Origin of the sequence: Paenibacillus sp. (genome assembly GCF_048976745.1) — a bacterium.
Classification (GTDB): domain Bacteria; phylum Bacillota; class Bacilli; order Paenibacillales; family Paenibacillaceae; genus Paenibacillus.
This window is the reverse complement of record NZ_JBHGUU010000024.1, coordinates 633,500-654,327: the sequence shown is the minus strand read 5'-3', so window position 1 is coordinate 654,327 and position 20,828 is coordinate 633,500. Positions and strand designations below refer to the sequence as shown.

At 49.0% G+C, this 20,828-nt stretch carries 17 protein-coding genes and 1 pseudogene; 13 read left to right on the top strand and 5 right to left on the bottom strand.

Annotation, left to right across the window (positions count from 1 at the left end; all coding sequences use genetic code 11):
- Positions 1-13 precede the first annotated feature (13 nt).
- Together ACE3K2_RS29030 and ACE3K2_RS29025 are read right to left on the bottom strand one after the other, a co-directional pair.
- Positions 14-592 carry a DUF1273 domain-containing protein gene (locus ACE3K2_RS29030; RefSeq protein ID WP_421898523.1) on the bottom strand — a complete coding sequence of 193 codons (579 nt, stop codon included), beginning with the start codon at positions 590-592 and terminating at the stop codon, positions 14-16.
- Between the two features lie 59 nt (positions 593-651).
- Positions 652-1,800, bottom strand: a complete 1,149-nt coding sequence (locus tag ACE3K2_RS29025; protein WP_421898388.1) for an RluA family pseudouridine synthase — start codon at positions 1,798-1,800, stop codon at positions 652-654.
- A 189-nt stretch (positions 1,801-1,989) separates the two neighbouring features.
- On the opposite strand from ACE3K2_RS29025, the gene ACE3K2_RS29020 reads away from it, so the two are divergent.
- Positions 1,990-2,397 carry a hypothetical protein gene (locus tag ACE3K2_RS29020; protein ID WP_421898385.1) on the top strand — a complete coding sequence of 136 codons (408 nt, stop codon included), beginning with the start codon at positions 1,990-1,992 and terminating at the stop codon, positions 2,395-2,397.
- A gap of 219 nt (positions 2,398-2,616) precedes the next feature.
- On the opposite strand, the gene ACE3K2_RS29015 is transcribed toward ACE3K2_RS29020, so the two are convergent.
- Entirely contained in the window at positions 2,617-3,327 is a 711-nt protein-coding gene (locus tag ACE3K2_RS29015; RefSeq protein WP_421898382.1) for a GT-D fold domain-containing glycosyltransferase, read from the bottom strand.
- Positions 3,328-3,638: 311 nt separating this feature from the next.
- On the opposite strand from ACE3K2_RS29015, the gene ACE3K2_RS29010 reads away from it, so the two are divergent.
- The 5 genes from ACE3K2_RS29010 to ACE3K2_RS28990 all read left to right on the top strand — a co-directional run bounded on the left by ACE3K2_RS29010 (position 3,639) and on the right by ACE3K2_RS28990 (position 8,890).
- Positions 3,639-4,328: a glycosyltransferase gene (locus ACE3K2_RS29010; RefSeq protein WP_421898379.1), complete on the top strand. Its 690-nt coding sequence runs from the start codon at positions 3,639-3,641 to the stop codon at positions 4,326-4,328.
- A gap of 18 nt (positions 4,329-4,346) precedes the next feature.
- A complete protein-coding gene (locus ACE3K2_RS29005) occupies positions 4,347-5,336 on the top strand; it encodes an SDR family NAD(P)-dependent oxidoreductase (protein WP_421898376.1) in 990 nt (329 codons plus the stop codon).
- Positions 5,337-5,411: 75 nt separating this feature from the next.
- Positions 5,412-6,815, top strand: coding sequence for a nucleotide sugar dehydrogenase (locus ACE3K2_RS29000; protein WP_421898373.1), 1,404 nt, complete (start codon positions 5,412-5,414; stop codon positions 6,813-6,815).
- A complete protein-coding gene (locus ACE3K2_RS28995; RefSeq protein WP_421898370.1) occupies positions 6,802-7,548 on the top strand; it encodes a class I SAM-dependent methyltransferase in 747 nt (248 codons plus the stop codon). The genes ACE3K2_RS29000 and ACE3K2_RS28995 overlap by 14 nt, the downstream gene beginning before the upstream one ends.
- A 103-nt stretch (positions 7,549-7,651) precedes the next feature.
- Positions 7,652-8,890: a glycosyltransferase gene (locus tag ACE3K2_RS28990; protein ID WP_421898367.1), complete on the top strand. Its 1,239-nt coding sequence runs from the start codon at positions 7,652-7,654 to the stop codon at positions 8,888-8,890.
- A gap of 245 nt (positions 8,891-9,135) precedes the next feature.
- Here the strand turns inward: ACE3K2_RS28990 and ACE3K2_RS28985 are convergent, their stop codons facing one another.
- Positions 9,136-9,660, bottom strand: a complete 525-nt coding sequence (locus ACE3K2_RS28985; RefSeq protein WP_421898364.1) for a DUF5412 family protein — start codon at positions 9,658-9,660, stop codon at positions 9,136-9,138.
- Positions 9,661-9,677: 17 nt separating this feature from the next.
- Positions 9,678-10,571, bottom strand: a complete 894-nt coding sequence (locus ACE3K2_RS28980; RefSeq protein ID WP_421898361.1) for an AraC family transcriptional regulator — start codon at positions 10,569-10,571, stop codon at positions 9,678-9,680.
- Between the two features lie 114 nt (positions 10,572-10,685).
- Between ACE3K2_RS28980 and ACE3K2_RS28975 the strand changes: the two genes are divergently transcribed.
- From ACE3K2_RS28975 to ACE3K2_RS28945, 7 genes and pseudogenes are all read left to right on the top strand, one after another.
- The gene (locus ACE3K2_RS28975) at positions 10,686-12,506 is read left to right on the top strand and encodes an ABC transporter ATP-binding protein (protein ID WP_421898359.1); all 1,821 of its coding nucleotides are present in this window, start codon (positions 10,686-10,688) and stop codon (positions 12,504-12,506) included.
- The gene (locus ACE3K2_RS28970; RefSeq protein WP_421898356.1) at positions 12,499-14,460 is read left to right on the top strand and encodes an ABC transporter ATP-binding protein; all 1,962 of its coding nucleotides are present in this window, start codon (positions 12,499-12,501) and stop codon (positions 14,458-14,460) included. The genes ACE3K2_RS28975 and ACE3K2_RS28970 overlap by 8 nt, the downstream gene beginning before the upstream one ends.
- Positions 14,457-14,714: pseudogene (locus ACE3K2_RS28965) on the top strand (hypothetical protein); the annotation flags it as partial. The gene ACE3K2_RS28970 and the pseudogene ACE3K2_RS28965, both read left to right, overlap by 4 nt.
- 345 nt (positions 14,715-15,059) lie before the next feature.
- Positions 15,060-16,940, top strand: coding sequence for a DNA helicase RecQ (gene recQ, locus ACE3K2_RS28960; RefSeq protein ID WP_339303479.1), 1,881 nt, complete (start codon positions 15,060-15,062; stop codon positions 16,938-16,940).
- A gap of 646 nt (positions 16,941-17,586) precedes the next feature.
- Positions 17,587-19,629: a B12-binding domain-containing radical SAM protein gene (locus tag ACE3K2_RS28955; RefSeq protein ID WP_421898353.1), complete on the top strand. Its 2,043-nt coding sequence runs from the start codon at positions 17,587-17,589 to the stop codon at positions 19,627-19,629.
- Positions 19,630-19,966: 337 nt separating this feature from the next.
- Positions 19,967-20,296 carry a hypothetical protein gene (locus ACE3K2_RS28950; protein WP_421898350.1) on the top strand — a complete coding sequence of 110 codons (330 nt, stop codon included), beginning with the start codon at positions 19,967-19,969 and terminating at the stop codon, positions 20,294-20,296.
- 131 nt (positions 20,297-20,427) lie between these two features.
- Entirely contained in the window at positions 20,428-20,724 is a 297-nt protein-coding gene (locus ACE3K2_RS28945) for a tyrosine-type recombinase/integrase (RefSeq protein WP_421898347.1), read from the top strand.
- The last annotated feature ends 104 nt before the right edge of the window (positions 20,725-20,828 follow it).

Genomic DNA, 20,828 nt, shown 5'->3' with positions numbered 1-20,828 from the left:
CAACCAGGCAAAGTCAGAAGGGAACGTCCTCATCATAACCGATATCGTTCATACGCTCATCCTCAGCTACGGATTGGATATCCTCTGAAGTGACACTGATGATTGTATAGTCTTCGTTCTGCTGTTTTTTCACGGCTTTTTCTTTCACAAAACGGGGACTGCCTTCCCCGGCATCTTCGTCATAGACGAGCAGAAGACCGTCGCTTTTACGCAGCAACAGGTCATCCCGTGCAGTGAACTGCCACGGCCCGATATAAGGTTGATTGCTAATCGCACCGTAATAGTCCACACCCGAGAGGATGGAACGATAATACTCCTGCTTATCTTCTTTCCATTGCTCTTCCGGGTTTTGAAAAGCCGTAATGATCGACAGCTTCAGATGCGGATAGGTTTTTTTCAGATCAATCACCACTTCGCAGGCCCACAAGTCCACACCGTATTGTCCCGGCGTCAGCACCCATTCCAGACCATCCTCGACAAGAGGTGTGAGGCGGGAAGAGATGGCTTTTTTGATAAAAGGAATACCTTCATGCTTCTGTCCAAAAATTTGCAATTCATGTGCGCGGTAACCGGTGATTAACAGGTTTTTCAGTGTCCGTTCCTCCTTTCAGGCATGATCCATGGATCAGCCGATTCTCTATAAAGAAACAGTTATTTCGCAGGTGGAGTATCTGCACGGAACGGATACAGGAATGGCTTCGGAATATCCGTTTCGAATGACATCAACTCATTCGTTGTGGGATGAATAAACGAGAGTATACGTGCATGAAGTCCGAGACGGCCGAGATCTCTTGTACGTGCACCATATTTTCTGTCCCCGGCAATCGGATGTCCGAGATCCTCCATATGCACACGAATCTGATTTTTACGACCTGTCTCCAGACGCACTTCCAGCAAGGAGAACTCACGGTTCGACTTCAGACGTTTGTAATGTGTAATCGCGTGTTGTCCATCATTCGGACGAGAGCTGGAGTACATTTTCAGCGTTTTGGTTTCCTTCAGCCAGGAAGAGATTGTACCTTCTTCCTTGGCTACTGAACCTTCAACAAGGGCAACGTAGACGCGGTCCTGTACATTTTCTTTCCAGTTGTTTTGCAGCTTCTGCTGTACCTCTTCACTTTTGGCAAACATCATCACACCCGACGTATCCCGATCCAGACGATGGACAACAAAGATCCGGTTGAGCGGATTGGTGCGGCGTACATGCTCCGTCAGTTGGCGATAAGCCGTCAGGTCATCCGTCTTGTCAGCGGCAATGGACAACAGTCCGGCTTCCTTGCGGATCACAATGATATCATCGTCTTCATGCAAAATGTTAATACCTGTCAAGGATGGAGCAGCGACTGCACCTTCTTTGCGGATGTAGACAATCTGACCTGGCGTCAGCGCTTCATTAAACTTGGTTACGACCTTCTGATCCACGGACACCTGTCCACGACCCAGAATGGACTTCACCGCGTTCCGTCCTGATTTTAAATGCTGCAACAGGAAGTTTAGCAGTTCGTCCGGTTCGGTTACTTTGTACTGGCGTGGTGGTTCCTGCTTGCGATAATAGGCATTGCCCGGGCGTTTGGCTGCACTGGCGTTTTTGGATTTGTTACCTCCGGCTTTCTTTGGTGCCGCCGCTGATTTGTTAGCTAGTGGTTTTTTATTCTCCTCCGTATTGCGTGATGCGGAAGCGCCTGATGATTTTGCAGATGAGAAGTTAGACTTGCCGGAACGTGCTGTAGATGATCCTGCGTATGTTTTTCCCTTGGCCGAGGCCGATGTTTTGCCTGTTGGACGTTTGCGTTTATTCATGAATAATAATCTCCTTCTGAACAGCCTGTACCGCTTGTGTGCATACGATCCGTTCATTTCGTTATGCAGTTCAATATACCACTAACAGTCGACAAATAAAAATAGGTTCATGGAATCTGCTATACATCCAATCCGAAGAGTTGTGAGATTCATAGGATATGTTATCCCATAGCATTGGAGGTGTTACTCATGGGCGTGTTTCTCGATATGAGAACTTCGATGAACTCGGCAACCGTAGGACAGCCCGGTTTATCTCTAGGTCCATCCCCGGAAGCATTCGGCGCAATTGGTCTTCAAACCCAGGGTGTGGCGAATCCCATTATTACGTTGAACGGGACAGTAGGCGTTACGGGAGAACTGGGAGATACCTTTGTTGTGGAACTGGTACGAGGATTCCTATATGATCCCTTCTATGTGATCTACCGTGCTGAAGGTACGATTGGACAGAATGGCGGTGCCGAATTTCATTCATTCACTGCTCAGGATCTGTCTGCACCACCAGCATTGGAAAGTGTGTATACTTCGTTCATCTCGGGCGTGTCCACAGCAGTAAGAACCGGGCCGGAGATGTTATACGGTATTGCAGCTACCAGCTAGTTGTGAAGGAAGTAAATGTGAATAAGCAGAGTGCTTCATCATCGCTTCTGTTGACGGCAGAGTTCGCTTCTTACCCCAGAAATGCAAGACAATGCAGCGATAGGTCTCGACTAGCGCTCAGCAAGAAACCCCCGGCTCAAGAAGTCGGGGGTTTTTGCCGTACAAGCATCTGCACGTTTCAATACAACTCACGAATCCGAAGTTCGGAGTTGTTCTGGATCAGTTGGCCCGGCCTTTCAGAATGATGTTGTTGGCTTTGCCAAAGTCGATGGCAACTTTGCCTGCGAGTGCAGCGGTTCGCTCCGCAAGGATAACCGCGTTGACGCCACAGGAGAAGAGAGCAACATCGAAGGTATGTTGATTATTCCGAATCCAGTGCAGCGTTTCATCCATCTGATCATAACTGTCGAAGGGCAGGGCAGTCACAATGTTTAGATTGTACGGCTCACGCTCGAGCATGACACGCAGTACCTCAATCTCACGAGTAACGAGTAACACACGCTTGCCTGCAAGCAGCTGCCAGAAACGCGGGTTTTGCGCCAGTTCCCGATTGACACAGGCGTGACAAGTCATTGGAGGAGAGATGCCAAAGTGTGCAAATACCATGTCGGTCAGAGGTCTTTTGAGATAATCCGGAGCATTAATGGTACTGTCACCGCGAGGTAGAATGCCAACGATATCGGCACGTTGCAAGGAAGCGGCGACTTCATCCCGGAGTTTCGGGTTGGGAAGACGAAGTCCCTTTTGCCCTAAGTTGGCTTTCTTGGCCCAACGCTCCTGAAGGACCTGTTCTGTGGGCCACACGGTTTCTTGAGACATGACGATATTCTCGCCATCGCCGACGCGTACAAGAGACAGCGGTCGGTGTTCCAGGAGTGCCGCTTCGAGCTGATCCAGCACACCTTCCATTTCAAGATAGATCGAATTCATTCGATGGGTGGCCTCCTTTGAAAATTGAACTGTTCTATTCTATGTTGCGACTACAGTAACGATATGTACGTTCGACCCGAAGGGCGCCATCTTTGGTTGTATATCAATCTATTTATAGGAAAGTTAGTACATCTGTCGGTACCGCTTCTATCAACGTTTCATACGTTATAGAGTGCTGGTTCACAAGCGAGATGTCGCTTGTAAGCGATCAGATAGATAGAAGGTGGTCTTGGTAGGAAGACGACATCAAAACTATGAAAACAGTCTGTATCCGACAAACGGAACTTGCAACGTACATGAGGAGGAATGTTATGTCCAGGAAAGTTGTGATTGAGATTAACTTTAACAATTACGGGATGGACCCGCAGCGATTGACGCGGGAGTGGCTGGAGCGTCGGATGAGCATCTTCCGCACCTTCACATTGCATTGCCTGAAGGCACAGACGAATCAGGATTTCCTTACGGTGGTGAAGCTGTCCAAGGAATCGGGGGACTTGATGCGGGAGATTCTCGCGGATCAGGAGCCGCTTCCTTCCAATATTCGTTTTGGAACCAACATCGAGAGTGTACGTGCCATTTTGGCGTTTGCCGATGGTTCGGAGCAACTTTATATTGCCCGTCTTGATTCGGATGATTTATATCATAAAACCTTTGTTCAACAGCTCTACGATATTCAACCACAGCCGCAGACGATGGCATTGATTAACCAGAACGGATATCTGTGGGACAGTGTAAATAACGAGATGGCCCCGGCGTTTCACCGTTCTCCACAATTCTATGTCTACTTATACCAGACAGCCGAATACGCAGCAGGATACCGGGTCAAGCTGCCGGGCAGAGGTACACATGGCAATGTCATCGATCTGCCGCACGAGCTTCTTGCTCCGCGTAATTATGTCAACATCGTGCATTCGAACAATACTTCAATCAAAAAGGTACCGCCCAAAGACCGGTTAAGCCGGGATGAGATGGCACAGGTACTACGCGAATTCATGATCTGATCAGGGAGGGATTCATCCATGATTCAAGGACAAACAATTCTGATCACTGGAGGAACAGGCTCCTGGGGTCAAAAGCTGACTGAGGTGCTTCTGGAGCAGAACCCGGCTGAGATTCGCCTCCTGTCACGTAATGAATACGCCCAGATTGCGATGCAGCGAGAGTTCAACCATGATTCGCGTCTGCGATTCATCATTGGGGATATCCGGGATTATCGGGCAGTGGAGGATGCCTGCAGAGGCGTAGATGTGCTCTTCCATCTGGCTGCGCTGAAGCATGTTCCGGTCTGCGAGGACCAGCCGGATGAAGCGTTCAAGACTAATGTGATCGGGACGCAGAATATTATACGGGCTGCGATACGTATGCAGGTTCCCAAAGTCATCGATGTGTCCACCGATAAGGCCGTAGATCCAATTAACGTATACGGCATGACAAAGGCCTTGGGTGAAAAAATGATGATCCGTGCCAACTGGCTAAGTGAAGGTACCCGGTTTGTCTGTATTCGTGGGGGCAATGTGCTTGGAACCAGCGGCAGTGTCGTGCCCCTGTTCCGCCGTCAGATCGATGAAGGCAAAAGCCTGACCATTACGGATAAAGGCATGACCCGTTTTTTCCTGACACGTACCGAAGCTATACATCTACTGCTTAAGGCGGCTGAGGCGGCCGTGGGCGGAGAGACTTTTGTGATGAAAATGAAAGCTTGCAAGATGACGGAACTTGCATCCGTCATGTTGGAACAGGCAGGTCGTCCATCCTTCGATTATAAGGTGACGGGAATACGTCCAGGCGAGAAATTGCATGAAGTCTTGATCTCGCCCTTTGAAGCACCGCGTACGTACCAATACGATGCGCAGTATTATGTGATCCTGCCGGAGCACAAAGACAAAAGCCTGACGGATCAGTACAGCAGTCTGCCTCATGTGAACTTCTCCGAGTATCGCTCGGACGGTGCCATGATGAACAAACCAGCGATTGCCCGGTTTTTGCGTGCAGGTGGCTATATCGATTAGGGTGTGTCTCTGAACTCGTTCGGAGTATTCAGACACGTCCACCGAAGGGAGACGGAGCGTTTGGAGGTGGAAGGCATGAAAGGGAATGTTCAGCACGAGCAGCATGAAGGAAATGAAGAGTTGCAGCAACGCACCTTAACACAACATATTCATGATCGCTCCCTGAAAGCTGTCGTCATCGGTCTTGGCTATGTGGGTTTACCCATGGCCGTGGAGATGGCACAGGCAGGTTATCAGGTCCACGGAATCGATATCGATACTTTCAAGATAGCCAAGCTGCGTTCCGGGCATTCGTATGTCATTGGCATTGAGGATGATGTTGTGCAGTCGCTGATGCGAGCAGGTCTGTTCTCCGCAGGTGACGATTATGCAGCAGTGGCGAAAGCCAATGTCATTGTGATCTGTGTGCCCACCCCACTGACCGCGGAGCATCAACCGGATATCTCGTATATCTCGGCGGCGGTGGATGGCATGACTCCATATTTGCAGGAAGGAAGCCTGGTGATTCTGGAAAGCACAACTTATCCAGGCACAACGGAAGAGCGGGTGAAACAACCGATTGAAGCGGCAAACGGATGGCGAGCCGGAGAACAGTTCTACGTCTGTTATTCTCCAGAGCGGGTAGATCCCGGCAGTGTGCATTATGGTGTGAAAAATACCCCGAAGATTATTGGCGGTTCCACACCTGCCTGTCTGAATTATGGTAAACAGTTCTACGGCTCGTTCCTCAACGAAGTTGTTCCGGTTAGTTCAACAACAGTTGCGGAGACGGCAAAGCTGTTCGAAAATACATTCCGCAGTGTCAATATTGCACTGGTGAATGAGCTGACCCCGGCCTGTGAACAGATGGGTGTAAACATCTGGGAAGTGCTGAATGCGGCGGCAACCAAGCCATTTGGTTACATGCCATTTTATCCCGGTCCCGGCATCGGTGGACATTGTATTCCAATTGATCCGATCTATCTGTCCTGGGCTGCAAATCGTCAGGGATCGGAGCTGCAATTCATTCAGCTGGCGGATGCAATCAATCGGCAGATGCCGGAGCAGGTGGTTCAGCGTGCAACTGCACTGCTGGAGCAGAATGGTGTAGCTGTGCAGGGAGCGCGTGTGGTACTCGCGGGTATGGCTTACAAAAAAGACATTGATGACCTGCGTGAGTCACCAGCGCTGGACGTTTTCCGGCTGCTGAGTGCAGCGGGTGCAGATGTGGTTTTCACCGATCCAATGGTGCCTGTCTTCCGCAAGGATGACGGTACAGTGCTGCACGCTAGTCCGGCGGTGCCGGAATTGTGGACAGGAGCTGATCTGGTGATTATCACCACGGATCATTCGGGATTCGATTATCAGGAGATGGCAGATCATGCAAAGCTAATTTTTGATACACGCAATGCAACGGCTGGATGCCATGGGGGAAATATTGTGGTGCTTGGTCAGCCGATACGCGGAGTGAAAACGGGAGAAATCTATGGCCAATCATGATCGAGTGAGTGAACGTTATTATGGCGAGATTAATTCGGAAGATTCTCATGAAGCGACGAGAACGCGTATCCACTGGATGTGCCGTGAGGCAACAGGCAAACGCATCCTGGATGTCGGGTGCAGTCAGGGCATTACGTCGATTTTGCTGGCACGTGAAGGATTTCGTGTCACTGGTATTGATTTGGAGGAAGAGAGTATCCGGTATGCCCAAGGCGAGCTTGCCAAAGAATCCCGGCCGGTGCGAAACAATGTGGATTTTCGGCTGCTGGATATTACGCAATGGAAAGTAAGAACTACTTTTGACACGGTGCTGCTTGGAGAAGTGCTGGAGCATTTTGCTCATCCGGAGACGTTGTTGATCCAGATTCATCGGCTGTTGCAGGAAGATGGGACGCTGGTTGTAACCGTGCCGTATGGGTATCACCCGTTTTATGACCATAAGCAGACCTTCTATGCAGGAAGTCTGGCGATGACCCTGATGCCGTATTTTGAAGTCTTGAAACTGGAAGTTCATCATAAATATCTATGTTGCGCGGCCCGCAAACGGCGGAATACACAACTGCATATGTCCCCGACTTTGGATCAATTGATGGAGTGGATGGAGCTGGATCATGTCCATTTTGCTGAGGTGGAGCAACAACATCTCCGCGTAATGAAACAGCGCAAGAAGGCACTGGACAGTGCAGTGGAGCAGGTGAAACGGCTTCGCCGTCAGGAGAGTGGGGAAGTGTAGCGGTGTTGTTTAGTGTGACGACAGAGCTAATCCATGTTCTAACGAATCTCAGCGGCGTTATTTCAGCCCAAGCTGTGCTAAACGGCGAATGGATGCCTAAAATGTGAAAATAGCGTTACCTCAGTTCGTTAGTCACAGTGAAAATGAAATGAATTCTGTATTAAACTTTGAGGTTTGTGGGAATGAGAGTGTGAAGGAAGGGGCTCAAAACGTGATCACCATCAGTCTGTGCATGATTGTGAAGAACGAGGAACGCACGCTGGCGCGTTGTCTGGACTCGGTTGCTGGCATTGCGGACGAGATCGTCATTGTGGATACCGGTTCATCGGATCGCACGATGGACATCGCTGCGCAGTATACCGACCAGGTCTACACGTATGAATGGAAGGAAGACTTTGCCGCTGCGCGGAATGAGTCATTTGCCAAGGCGACGCAGGAGTATATCCTGTGGCTGGATGCGGATGATGTGTTGCTTCCCGCGGAACGGGCGAAGCTTGCGGTGTTGAAGCAGCAGTTGCCGTCTGAGGGGGAGACGGAAGCTGTGATCTTGAACTATACGCTGGCCGAGGGGCCGGAGGGAAGTCCGCTTGTGACGGACCGTCGCCTTCGCCTGGTCAAGCGGAATGCCGGGTGCCGCTGGCATGGCCGGCTGCACGAGCAGCTCAGCTTCCCGCGAGGCGAAGTGCTTACGGCAGACATTGCCGTCACGCACCGCCGCGAAGCGGGACATCATTCGGCGCGAAACGTGCGCATTCTGCGCAAATGGATCGCCGAAGAGGGCGTAGCCCAAGGTCGCCTGCTATTTTATTATGCAGGCGAATGTTATGACCGCCAGCATTATGCGGCGGCGGCACGCGGGTACGCAAAGCTGCTGGAACAGCCAAGCGGTTACCGCGAGGATTGCCTGATTGCTTGCGCGAGACTGGCGGAATGTTATGAACGACTGGGTGAGCCGGGCCGTAAGCTCGGTGCATTGCTGCAGTCGTTCCAATACGATCTGCCACATGCCGACTTCTGCTGTGCCATTGCGGCCTGTTTCCATGAGCGGCAGGAACCCGTCCCGGCGATCTACTGGTATATGCAGGCGGTAGACGTGAGCAGCCGCGATCCGGGACTGCGCCCGGTACCCGTGGCCTGTCGTACTTGGCTGCCACATGCACGTTTATCCCTTTGTTATGCCCATCTGGGCAACTGGGAACAGGCATTGATGCATAACACCAAAGCCCGTGAGTATTTGCCCGACGATCCCGGATTGCTTGCCAATCGGCAGAAGCTCGAAGTAGTGGTGCGCAAAGAGATGAAGGAGCGGGAAGAACGTGGTGAAGTATCACCTCGTAAGTAGGAGACGAACTGGGATAGATAATGAACAAGAGCAGCCCCGCTTAACCGAAAGAGTCGGTGAGTGGGGCTTTTTACGCTTCTCGTGCCGCTTGTATCTCCTGCCATGGTGTAATGAAAGGACAGCATTTGGCGAGAATTTCACAAGGCTTACACAGCGTAGAACTTCTGGTGTGCGGTGCAGTGAAGATTACGCATCAAGATGAGAGTTGGGTAATCGGGGCCGTCATTTTTATTTGCTAAGTTGCTTTATTTTTCGGGTGCGATGCAGCGCACATACTGGTCCTTCATCCGTAAGCTTTTGCACGCCCATCTCCGCCCATCATATATTTCCTCATCCATGTTGAGCGTAATGGTCTCATCCGTGTATTCATTCCAGTTTTCAATCCGGATTGTGTTCTCACTTTCCCACTCGAGATGGTTATTCCCGTGGTGCTCGGCTCGATAGATCGTTTTTACCGTGGAGCCTTCAGGTGCATTCGTCTTATTCACATCGACCCAGATCGTAACGCCTCCTGCAGCACCACCGTAAGGTACACCGTAAATCTCGGCAGTATATTCACCGTTCGGCGAAGGTATGGAATAGCTCAATTCTCCTTTCTCAGGACGGTCAAACGTGGAGAAGTATGGACGGAGCCAGAAATACAGGAATACGGAAGTAAACAGTACAAGGATCAATAATGTAATTGTAGTGAGAATCGGGTGTCGACGTATCCAAGGTTTGCGAGAATTTGTATTGGATGAACTTGAATTAGCTTGAGTATTTGAGTCCATAAGCATCTAACCTCCACCTACAGTGAAATTTGCTTTGCAGGAATATAAATGTCCATTTCTCCGTAGTGGTCCTGAGCCAGACTGCCATCAATTCTTTCAAAATAGTATGGATCACTCTTCTCGTACCCCGAATGGCTCTGCCAATATTCATCGATAAATGTCCAGACACTGTCCAAATGATCAATGTTGATCAGACTTGGATGGAAATCACAGACGAATTTGAAAACGGCATACTGGTTGGCCGGGACCTCAATTCCATTCAGGTCTTCAGGGATATGATCCAGAGAGGTCACTTCTACAGACGGCTGATATGTACTGTAATCCTCATTAATTTCATTGGTAAATCCAATATACACGTTAGGCTGCAACACATTAGGAATCGAATGAAAGTGTTTTTCAAAAAAATCGTTGCCTGCTGAATTGGCTTCATAGTGCTCTTCATTATCTGTATACCGAATGTGGGATCGTTGCCCAATGAGTTTCATAGCCGGTTTTCGTACATATGTTGGTGTGAAAATATATCCGTACGGAAGCATAGTGATCATGGACGAAGTCATGCGGGCTGTGAATTCAAGGTCTCCAGCTCCCTGTTTGCGATATTGCAGGGGGGTGATACCAAAGGCTTGTTTGAAAGCACGTATGTAGGATTGTTCATGTTCGAACCCGTAATGTCCGCTGATATCGATGATTTTCCAATTCAGGTTCACCAATTGTTCCAGGCTGCGTGCCAATTTGCGTGAACGAATGTATTCTCCAGGCAATTGTCCGCTTACATGTTTGAACATGCGATGCAGGTGGAACTTCGATATATGAGTTACAGATGCCAGATGATCCAGCGTTAACTTGTCTTGGATATGGTCTTCTATGTAGTCGAACAGCTTATCCAATGTGCCTAGCAAATCGTGTTGCATATCAATCTCCCTACTTCTAATAGTACTTACAGCAATAAATGTTCATTTTTTCCTTATCACCGATGATATCATAACCAAGTACATAATTTAATGACAAGATTGGAGAAACCATCCATGTTTGCTGACAAAAGAACTTATACAACGTTAGGCATGTTAACTCGATTATGGACACTAACGGGCAAGTACCGTATGTTCATCATTCTGTTACTTTTCGCCGCATGTTTGGTCTCCCTGATTGAGGTCGGTTATTTGGAATCGATCCGAAGACTGGTCAAAGGCGCAACAGAAGCACAGTTTTCTTTACTCTACTCAGGTTTGATCATAGGCGTTAGCATTGTCGTATTACGATTGATTGTAACCGCATTCATGACGAGGGTCGAGACGTTATTCCAGCAAAAGACATTATTGTCTGTGCAGTCTCTACTACTCTCATCCTTTAGCAACACAGAGACACGTGATCTGGCACATTATCATACGGGTGATCTAACCTCTAGGGTCTGGACTTCAGCCAAGGAAGCACAGAAGGGAATAAATCAACATGGCATTGAACTCGCAAAAAATATCATTCAGCTGATTCTTGCCTTTGCTTACTTCAGCTGGGTGAACTTGCCGCTGTCGTTGGCTATCATTGCATTCACATTGATCTATCCTCTTGTAACGGTCGGACTGGGTAAAAGTCTACAAAGACGGCATGATCAGTTGAATGCCAGTGCAGCATCAAGAGATGAGATACTGACTGAAATCATCCAAGCCCCGGTTGAGATCCGAAGTTACGGACTCGCGGGTTATGTACACCATCAATTTAAAGGTCGAATGGATCAGGTTTTCAAACATACGATGTCTGTATCAGTGTTACAACGACTTTCGGAAGCAGCCGGACGGTTCTCGACGTATGGTGGCATGATTCTGATTCTCTATCTAGGCGGCATGCAGGTTCTGAATGGACATATGGATGTAGGCGGACTGGCAGCTTTTCTGGTAGCTAGCAGTCAGTTAACTCGTCCGATTGAATCTTTATCTGGGCTGTGGAATGATTTTATTGGTTCGGCTTCTCATGCGTCCAGAATCTTTGAAGTGTTGGATTTGGAGAAAAAGAACACGGTTGCTAATACCAGTACAAATACATATGTACAGTCCGATACGCATTTGGGGCAGCTTGAAAAACAAGCTAAAGCAGCTGGCATCAACGTGCATCATGTGTCTTACAGGTATGCAGAACAAGAAGAAGTGCTAACAGATATTTCTTTTGTAGCCGCGAAAGGAAAGCTCACTGTAATCACGGGGCCAAGTGGATGCGGAAAGACCACGTTATTGAAATTAATAGCCGGATTAGACACACCTGTTACTGGTTCGATTAAGGTCATAGATCAGAAGAATTCACTGAAGGATATGCACGAAGTTCAGACAGCGCAAGTCAATCAGGTGTATGTTCCGCAACAAGCCTTTATTTTCACAGGCACAGTGGAAGAGAATATTGTTTTTGGACAAGAGGGGATATCTTCCGATCAAGTAGAGGTTGCGGCCCACATGGCGCTTGCACATGACTCGATTATGCGTCAATCGCTCGGCTATGGGACAGAGCTTCAGCCGCAAGGCGGAACGATGTCGGGTGGTGAGCTTCAGCGTATTAGTCTAGCCAGAGCAATGCTGAGAAACCCGGATATTCTATTGTTGGATGAACCGACGTCATCTCAAGACCCGTGGCATGAGCAACGATTGAATGATCTCTTTGCCCGAATCACTGCTGACAAAGGCACAACGGTTATTGCCGTTACTCATCGATTATCGCTGATCAAGCGGGCTGATCAGGTCATCTATATTCAGAAGGGACGCGTCGCAGATACGGGGACTCATCGTGAATTGCTGGATCGGCCAAACGGATATCGAAGTTATATTGCGAAGCAGGATACGGAAGTGGAGGAACAGCATGAGTAACAAGATCGAAGATATAGCATATACCGATCACGTTGAAATGAAAAGCAGTCATGAGAAAAGTGGAGCATATGAGATAAATGAAAATAATGAAAATGAAAAGTCTGAAATAGAAGCTCATCATCAGATGAACGAAAGTGATGTTCCAGATGACCCAAAGCAAGTTGTATCATTGGCAACGGTATGGCCCGTTATTTTTCGCTGGATGAAACCTTATGGATTAGCTGTAGCGATCTTGTTCATTTTTATCGCAGCAGATGCGGTCTTTGATTGGGGACTAGCCTTTGTACAGGGATTCTTCGTGGATGCTATTCATGATGGGGGACAGGAACAGCTTAATGCCACCGCAATGATTTTCATCGCCATTCTGGCAGGATTTATTGTATTGCTCGCGATGCATCGTTACGTGCTGGTATGGCTCAAAGAATCGATGCAACGGGATATGTCCATGGATCTGTTGAAACTGTTAAACCGGATGCCTTATTCCTGGGTGCGCAGACAGAAGTCCGGGGATGTGATGCTTCGCATCAAGGAAGACACCAAGCATGGTGCAGAAGTTGTGGAGGCTATTGCAGAGGGTGTTACGGTTGTATTCATCATTGCTCTATCGCTGGGATATTTGTACAGAGCAGATGCATGGGTTGCGGTTATCGCCTTGGTAAGTGCAGGGGCCATCTGGTTCACGGCGAGGTTGTATGATCAGCGAATTGTACATCTGTCCGATGAGGTCGAATCCAGGGAAGGCGAGTCCCAAGAACAGATCCAACAGTATGTTGAAGGGATACCGGTGATTCAGATGTATAATGCTTCACCGTGGTTTCTTGCTCGTTTTCGAACACAACAGCAATCACTGAATCGTGTTCAGGCCAAGTTACAGATGACCCTGAGTATGTCGGATAACGTGGCGATGGCGGTGTTTGGTCTCGCTCAATTGGCAGCACTGTTCCTTATTGCTTTGTCAGCGGCTAGGGGAACTTTATCTCCAGGCATGGTTGTTGCAAGTAGTCTGCTGTTTGAACTGGTGGTGTGGCCAGTACTCGGCTTGTCCAGCCAGTGGAGTCAGATGCAAGCCAGCGTGGGTGCATTTGGACGTATCTCTGCATGGTTGAAGTTGGCGGAGAACAAGAAGACTGACACATCCAATACTAAGCACGAAGAGCTTGCACAGGGAATTTGTAACCAAGATCAAGGGAATACACAAAAAGGGGCACATAAAGAGAACGAAATTGCTATGCTAGGTCTTCAACAGGTTACGGTAATAGATGAAATCAGTGATCGGACGATTTTGGATCAGATTACGCTTAATCTGGTTCCTGGTGAACTGGTTGCGGTCGTTGGCGCCAGCGGTGCTGGCAAATCTACACTGTGCCAAGTGTGTGCAGGGCTGATCGAGCCAACAAACGGAAGCGTAATGCTGGGTGATAAACATGTTGCAGAGTATGTAGAGATGGATGACCAGTCCAGACTCACGTATATGCCGCAGACACCAACTTTTTTTACAGGAACGATCGAAGAAAATATTCGTCTGAGTTCAGACGTTACATTGGACAGAGTGAAGTTTGCGGCAGAGCAGGCAGGTTTGCATGAATATATTGAGGCACAGGAAGGACAATACGCAGCAATGTTGCATGAGAAAGGGGCCAATCTGTCTGGAGGCCAACAACAGCGACTGTCGCTTGCTAGACTCTTTACGAGGTCATCCGATCTGTATATTCTGGACGAACCAACGTCATCTCTGGATATTCAGACAGAACAGAACGTGATGAATCACTTGCTGCACTTTATGCAAGGCAGAATAGGGCTGCTTGTCACACATCGGATGGAGGTTGCTCGTCAGTGCTCTCGCATCCTTGTGATGGAACAAGGCCGAATTGTTGAAGATGGGACGCATGAACAACTGATGCAGAGGAAAGGATTGTATTATCGCATGAATGCAAAAGGCGGTGATACAACATGAATGAATCTGGGGTTAAGAAAATAAGGGATACGCTGGAGTTCTTGAGTCAGGATCGGGAAGCGCGTCGTTTGTATGAAGAACGGCAGAAGTATTTGTATGATGAAGCTTCCATGATTGAATGGGCTACGGAAAAGGGCGAACGTAAAAAAGCTCTTGAAATTGCAAGAAATATGCTCTCACTAGGTATTGAAGTTGCTGTTATTGCCAAGGCTAGTGGCTTGTCGGAGTCTGAGGTAGAGTCGTTAAAAGATTAAAGTGAAATTACAAGGTGTAGTAGGTTCACCGGATGAATTGGTATGTGTATACTAGCAGGATATGAGTGTGGTTCGTAAACAAAAGTTTAAAGCAATCGTTTTGTCCAACTAGGGCAGGACGGTTGTTTTTATTTTAATGAAGCAGGTTCGACGATTTACAGTAAAACGCGGTTGCTCATTCGGGGCTGGGCCGTTAAACTAAAGGGAGCGGCGTTTGCTTGACGGACAAGTCATGAGAACGCCATTTTGTTGTCAAGGATGCGGCATATGAGCCGCTTTCGGATGTCAGAATCGGATCGGACCAAGCTGGTGGAGAAACACCGGTGATAAGTAAGGAGTCTTTACATGAGTGTGCAAACACCTACTATTGAAGAAGCGCAGGGTCTCCTGCAAAAATATTATGGCTACCCCGACTTCCGTGAGGGACAGAAAAAGATTGTAGCCAGCCTGCTCGAACGTGAAGATACGCTCGGCATTATGCCAACCGGGGGCGGTAAGTCGATCTGTTATCAGATCCCCGCTCTGTTATATTCGGGTCTGACACTTGTTGTCTCCCCATTGATCTCATTGATGAAGGACCAGGTCGATGCGTTGACGACCGCCGGAATTGCTGCCGCTTATATTAATAGTACACTGAGCGGCAAAGAAGTGAATGATCGCATCCGCGCAGCGCAGCGCGGTGAGCTGAAGTTGCTCTACGTCGCGCCTGAGCGACTGGAGCTGGATTGGTTCCGCGAAGAGATGGGCTATTTGCCGATCTCATGCGTTGCTGTGGATGAGGCTCACTGTGTGTCACAGTGGGGGCATGATTTTCGGACAAGCTACCTGGCGGTAGCGCCGTTTGTGGACAGTTTGCCGGAGCGGCCGGTCGTTGCGGCCTTTACGGCGACAGCAACGCCCGAGGTCATGGGAGATATTCTGCGGTTGCTGCGTTTGCAGGACCCGCAGACATACGTGACCGGACTTGGGCGGGATAACCTGGCGTTTAGCGTGCTGCGCGGCGAGAGCAAGAAGGACTTTGTCCTGAATTATGCGCGCGAGCATGCCAGCGAGCCGGGGATTGTATACGCCGCGACCCGTAAGGACGTGGACGATCTGCATCAGCGTTTGTTGCAGGCGGGATTGCCTGCGGGACGCTACCATGCCGGAATGACGGATGATGAACGGGCACAGAGCCAGGAAGCTTTTTTGTACGATGATATCCGAGTGATGGTGGCGACGAATGCGTTCGGGATGGGCATTGATAAATCGAACGTACGCTACGTGATTCATAACAGTATGCCGAAGAACATGGAAGCTTACGTGCAGGAAGCCGGGCGTGCGGGCCGGGACGGAGAGCCAAGTCAGTGTATTCTGTTATTCGGGGCACAGGACATTATCACCCAGAAGTTCCTGATTGAGCAGAATCCGATGGAGGGCGACCGCAAACAGAACGATTACCGGAAGCTGCAACAGATGGTGGATTACTGTTACACGACCCGCTGTCTGCGTAGTGCACAGCTGGATTATTTCGGTGAGGTGCATGACGATACGCCTTGCGGTATTTGCAGTTCCTGTACGGACGACCGCGAGCTGGTAGACATGACGATTGATGCGCAGAAAATATTCAGCTGCATTCACCGCATGCGTGAACGGTATGGTGTATCGCTGGTCGCTTCGGTGCTCAAAGGCTCCCGTGCCAAAAAGGTGCTTGATTACGGCTTCAACTCTCTGCCAACCTACGGCGTGATGGGCAATCGGACAGAGCGTGAGATATCGGAGATCATCAACGTGATGGTATCCGAAGGATATCTGATGCTGTCCGAGGGACAGTATCCGGTTGTACGTTTGCAACCATTAGCGGTGGAAGTGCTCAAAGGCCAGCGTGAAGTGATGCAACGTGTCGTCCGCAAGACAGCGGCAACGGCTTCGGGTACGAATTACGGCGGACGTCGTGGACGCGATGCGATGCCATCTGCGGTTAATGAGACGGTATTTGAACAGCTTCGTCTGATCCGTCGTGATCTGGCGGCGAAAGAGCATGTACCATCGTACATTATCTTCAATGATGCAACTTTGCGTGAGATGAGTGTGGTATGTCCACAGACAGAACGTGACATGCTGGATATCAAAGGGGTCGGTGAGGTGAAGTACCGCAAGTACGGGCTACCGTTCCTGGAGTTTTTCCAGAAGCAATCGGGTGAAGAAGTCGATACGGATGACGATGCTTTTTACGAGTATGAGTAGGTATGAGAAGGTATTAGTAAGTATGAGCGAGTTATGATCAATAATGAGCGAGTTTGGCTGGATGGGATGAAGTGAGGATTGTTGTTACATTCGCGCTTTCAGGTCTTTGAAGTTCATGACGCGTAAAGCTTAATTGATTAATAATTTGATATATATGCTTCGTGCAAGTCGATGGTTCGTCCATGATACGGGGGAAGCGTTCGGTAGAGGTTCGAGGCTAAAAGCTAGAGGCTCAAGGCAGTAAAATGTGGATATCTATTGTGGATGGAATGCGAACGAGGTCTTTTACAGGGTGAAGTTGAGTTTGAAGTTGATTTTTGTGTCTCTGGGATGCGGACAAAAGATGGTAAATTGTCTTTCAAAAGGTGAACATTGGCGTTAGAAAGGGCTGATCGTATCACATACAGCATGTAGTTTTATTATGTGTGTTTCATACTGTATGTTGTGGTTTTTGTTTGGCGAGGTGTATATGTCTTTTTGAAAAGAGTGTCCACTCTTTGAAAGACAAAAGTTGGATATGTCCATGAGACATGGAATGGCTAGTTCAAAAGAGGTTTAGATGAACAGCATCCGGGGCAGGATGGCTGTGCAGCTTTCTTTTTACCAAAAAAATATGGTCTGGGTGTCCAGGCAAAGGTTGTGAACCATGAAGGTTATTCTTTCTACATTAAATGCAAAGTACATCCATACCTCCTTGGCCTTGCGTTGTCTGAAGGCGTACAGTGAGAAGGATTTTGATATTGACCTGGCGGAGTATACGATCAAAGATCCCGTCATGAACATTGTGTCTGATCTGTACCAGCGTGGGGCGGACGTGATTGGGTTCTCGTGTTACATCTGGAATATTGAAGAGACAATCAAGGTCATTGATAATCTGAAAAAGGTTATGCCTGACGTGAAAATTTTGCTGGGCGGGCCGGAGGTGTCCTACGACACGGAATATTGGATGAATCGGATTCCCAATGTTGATTTCATCGTGATGGGTGAAGGGGAAGAGACGCTGCATCAGCTGTTGACGGAGCTGGAAGGAAGCAAGAAGTTCCACTTTGTGTATGGACTGGCGTATCGCAAAGGGGAAGAAGTCATTCTCATGCCAGGACGGCCAAAGGCTGATCTGAACGATCTGCCGTCACCGCACCGATTTGAAGAGGATATTCCGGAGCTTGGGAAGCGGGTTGTTTATTTTGAAACCAGTCGGGGTTGTCCGTTTAGTTGTCAGTTCTGTCTATCCAGTATTGAAGTCGGCGTGCGGTATTACGATATTGAGCGGACAAAGTCGGACATTCTGTACCTGATTGAGAAGGGTGCAAAGCTGATCAAGTTTGTGGACCGGACATTCAACATCAAGCGGGATTATGCGCTCGAAATGTTCAAATTCCTGATTGAGAATCATCAGGGGACAGTGTTCCAGTTTGAAATTACGGCGGATATTATGCGTCCTGAAGTACTGGACTATCTGGCAGAGAATGCGCCACCAGGCACGTTCCGGTTTGAGATCGGGGTTCAATCCACGAATGATCCGACAAATGAACTGGTGAAACGCCGCCAGAACTTTACCAAGCTGAGCCGTACGGTCAACAAAGTGAAAGCTAGCGGTAAAATCGACCAGCATCTGGATCTCATCGCCGGACTGCCGGAGGAAGATTACAATACGTTCCGCAAGACGTTTAACGATGTATTTGCACTGGGGCCGGAAGAGCTTCAGCTCGGATTCCTCAAAATGCTGCGTGGTACGGGTCTGCGTCTGGATGCGGAAAAGTACAACTATACGTATATGGATCACGCACCGTATGAGATTCTGGGCAGTGATGTCCTGCCGTTCAGTGACATCGTACGCCTGAAGCGGTTGGAGGATGTACTGGAGAAATACTGGAACGCACACCGGATGGACCACACGTTGAAGTATCTGATGGAGCAGGAGTTCAACTCGCCGTTTGATTTCTTCCAGGCGTTCGGGGATTACTGGGAAGGTCAGGGTTGGCAGAAGATTGGTCACCAGCTGGAGGATCTGTTTACTCGTCTGCACAGCTTCCTGGAGTCGCGGAATACGCCGCATATGGATATCGTACTCGGCCTGATGAAACTGGATTATTTCCTCGGTCACAAATACAAACCACGCAAAATCTGGTGGGAAGATCCACTCCAGAAAGACCAGTGGGCGGGTTATATGAAAACGTTGGCTGAACGTCCGGAAGACGTTCGTCTGCCACGTGTTGCCGGTGCCGCTGGCACGGCATGGCTGGAAAGCAGCGGCACGGGTGCGAGTGTCGCTGCGGCAAGTTCGGCTGCTGCCGAGGAAGACTCTGCCGCGGATGCGGCGGGTGTGATCGGCAGCGAAGCCGGGGGTGCAGCGTCGCTTGCTTCGGGCGACGCAACAGGGTCCGCCGCGGATGGAGCGGCGGACGGGGAAGACGGCAACGCTTCGCGTGCGTTGCCGATGACCTCGGCCATGACCGCACAGACGGTCATGGGTGCCCGTGCTTTCGCCGACCTTGGTCTCGGCGAAAAGGAACTGCAGAAGCACACCGTATTGGATGTGCTTCCGTTCCGGCTTGAGCGTGTGCTAGCTGGCGCCAGCCCGCTTGCCGCGAAAGGCCGGACGCTGCTGGTCGTTGTGTACCAGCAGCATGAAGGGCAGCAGGCCCAGTATTACACGCTACCGCTGGGAGAAGAAGCCGCTGCCATGTAGGTGCAGCGGCCTGAGATAAGTTACATGGCTGATTGATGCCATGTAGCAGGATGAAGCATCGCGGCTTTATGCTCGAGATGCCACAAACATGAGCACCGCGCTAATAAACGCGATGCGTCTGTATGAGGTACTGCACCCGTTGGACGCAGCACCTCACCCTTACGCGGCTTGCCGTTGCATAAGCCGCGCTCAGATTTACCTTTTCAACATCATATTTCCGAAACGAAAGCATCGGAAGATCATCTGATTCCCACACGGGATGAAGAATGATCTTCCTTTTTTTATTTGCCAAATTACATAGAATCACATGTCGAATTCAGTCAAAGGAGAGTTTCTTATGAATGATAAGGCCAGAACCGAAGAGACAATCATTGTAACTAAAGGTTCAGCTGACTCACTTCATGTCCATATTCCCTATAAAACTGTATATATTCAACGCATTCGTCAGATATCGGGTAGACGGTGGGAGCCCAAACAGAAACTGTGGATTATTCCTCACAATATTACATCGATCCAGGAGTTTACGAACCATTTTGATGTAAAGGATACAGTCGGAAAACCATTAAAGCATACTGCAGTCAGATCGAACGATTTCTGGGCAGTCATCCTCAAACAAATACAGAAATTAACACATAAACGTCCAGGCGTATTGTTTGGGTTTGCTTGAGTGAGGAGTTTCCCATTCCAATGTGAATCAGACAATAAGTGCGGTTCGATTCTATTACAAACATGTGCTCCATTATCCTGCTGAAATCCAGTATATACGTCCAAAAAAAGCAGACAAAGCTGCCCAATGTCATGTCCGAAAAAAAAGTTGCCAAATTGCTTAGAGCCGTAACTAATCTCAAGCATAAGACGATTCTGTATCCTACCCATTCAGGTGGGCTACGTGTAGGCGAAGTCGTTCGTCTGCGATATAGCGATCTGGATATTGAGCGTCAGACAATTATCGTAAGACAGGGAAAAGGCCAAAAGGATCGGAGAAACCTATTTTCAATCTTGCTTGGGAGATTGTGCAGAACTACATTGCTGAGTATAGACCCATTGCTGGTTGTTTCCGGAGCACTCTTCGGAACGGCATCTTACCGAGCGTAGCGTGCAGAAATTGTTCGAAGAAGCTAGACAGCGCGCAGGCATTGTGAAAAAAGGTTAGTGTTCATGTCATGAGGCACTCTTTTGTTACGCATTTACTGGAAAAC

What these genes read in the sequence shown, in the direction of transcription:
- ACE3K2_RS29025 (WP_421898388.1), bottom strand. Translation starts at nt 1,800, where the DNA reads ATGAATAAACGCAAACGTCCAACAGGCAAAACATCGGCCTCGGCCAAG.
- ACE3K2_RS29020 (WP_421898385.1), top strand. Translation starts at nt 1,990, where the DNA reads ATGGGCGTGTTTCTCGATATGAGAACTTCGATGAACTCGGCAACCGTA.
- ACE3K2_RS29015 (WP_421898382.1), bottom strand. Translation starts at nt 3,327, where the DNA reads ATGAATTCGATCTATCTTGAAATGGAAGGTGTGCTGGATCAGCTCGAA.
- ACE3K2_RS29010 (WP_421898379.1), top strand. Translation starts at nt 3,639, where the DNA reads ATGTCCAGGAAAGTTGTGATTGAGATTAACTTTAACAATTACGGGATG.
- ACE3K2_RS29005 (WP_421898376.1), top strand. Translation starts at nt 4,347, where the DNA reads ATGATTCAAGGACAAACAATTCTGATCACTGGAGGAACAGGCTCCTGG.
- ACE3K2_RS29000 (WP_421898373.1), top strand. Translation starts at nt 5,412, where the DNA reads ATGAAAGGGAATGTTCAGCACGAGCAGCATGAAGGAAATGAAGAGTTG.
- ACE3K2_RS28995 (WP_421898370.1), top strand. Translation starts at nt 6,802, where the DNA reads ATGGCCAATCATGATCGAGTGAGTGAACGTTATTATGGCGAGATTAAT.
- ACE3K2_RS28985 (WP_421898364.1), bottom strand. Translation starts at nt 9,660, where the DNA reads ATGGACTCAAATACTCAAGCTAATTCAAGTTCATCCAATACAAATTCT.
- ACE3K2_RS28980 (WP_421898361.1), bottom strand. Translation starts at nt 10,571, where the DNA reads ATGCAACACGATTTGCTAGGCACATTGGATAAGCTGTTCGACTACATA.
- ACE3K2_RS28975 (WP_421898359.1), top strand. Translation starts at nt 10,686, where the DNA reads ATGTTTGCTGACAAAAGAACTTATACAACGTTAGGCATGTTAACTCGA.
- ACE3K2_RS28970 (WP_421898356.1), top strand. Translation starts at nt 12,499, where the DNA reads ATGAGTAACAAGATCGAAGATATAGCATATACCGATCACGTTGAAATG.
- recQ (WP_339303479.1), top strand. Translation starts at nt 15,060, where the DNA reads ATGAGTGTGCAAACACCTACTATTGAAGAAGCGCAGGGTCTCCTGCAA.
- ACE3K2_RS28955 (WP_421898353.1), top strand. Translation starts at nt 17,587, where the DNA reads ATGAAGGTTATTCTTTCTACATTAAATGCAAAGTACATCCATACCTCC.
- ACE3K2_RS28950 (WP_421898350.1), top strand. Translation starts at nt 19,967, where the DNA reads ATGAATGATAAGGCCAGAACCGAAGAGACAATCATTGTAACTAAAGGT.
- ACE3K2_RS28945 (WP_421898347.1), top strand. Translation starts at nt 20,428, where the DNA reads ATGTCCGAAAAAAAAGTTGCCAAATTGCTTAGAGCCGTAACTAATCTC.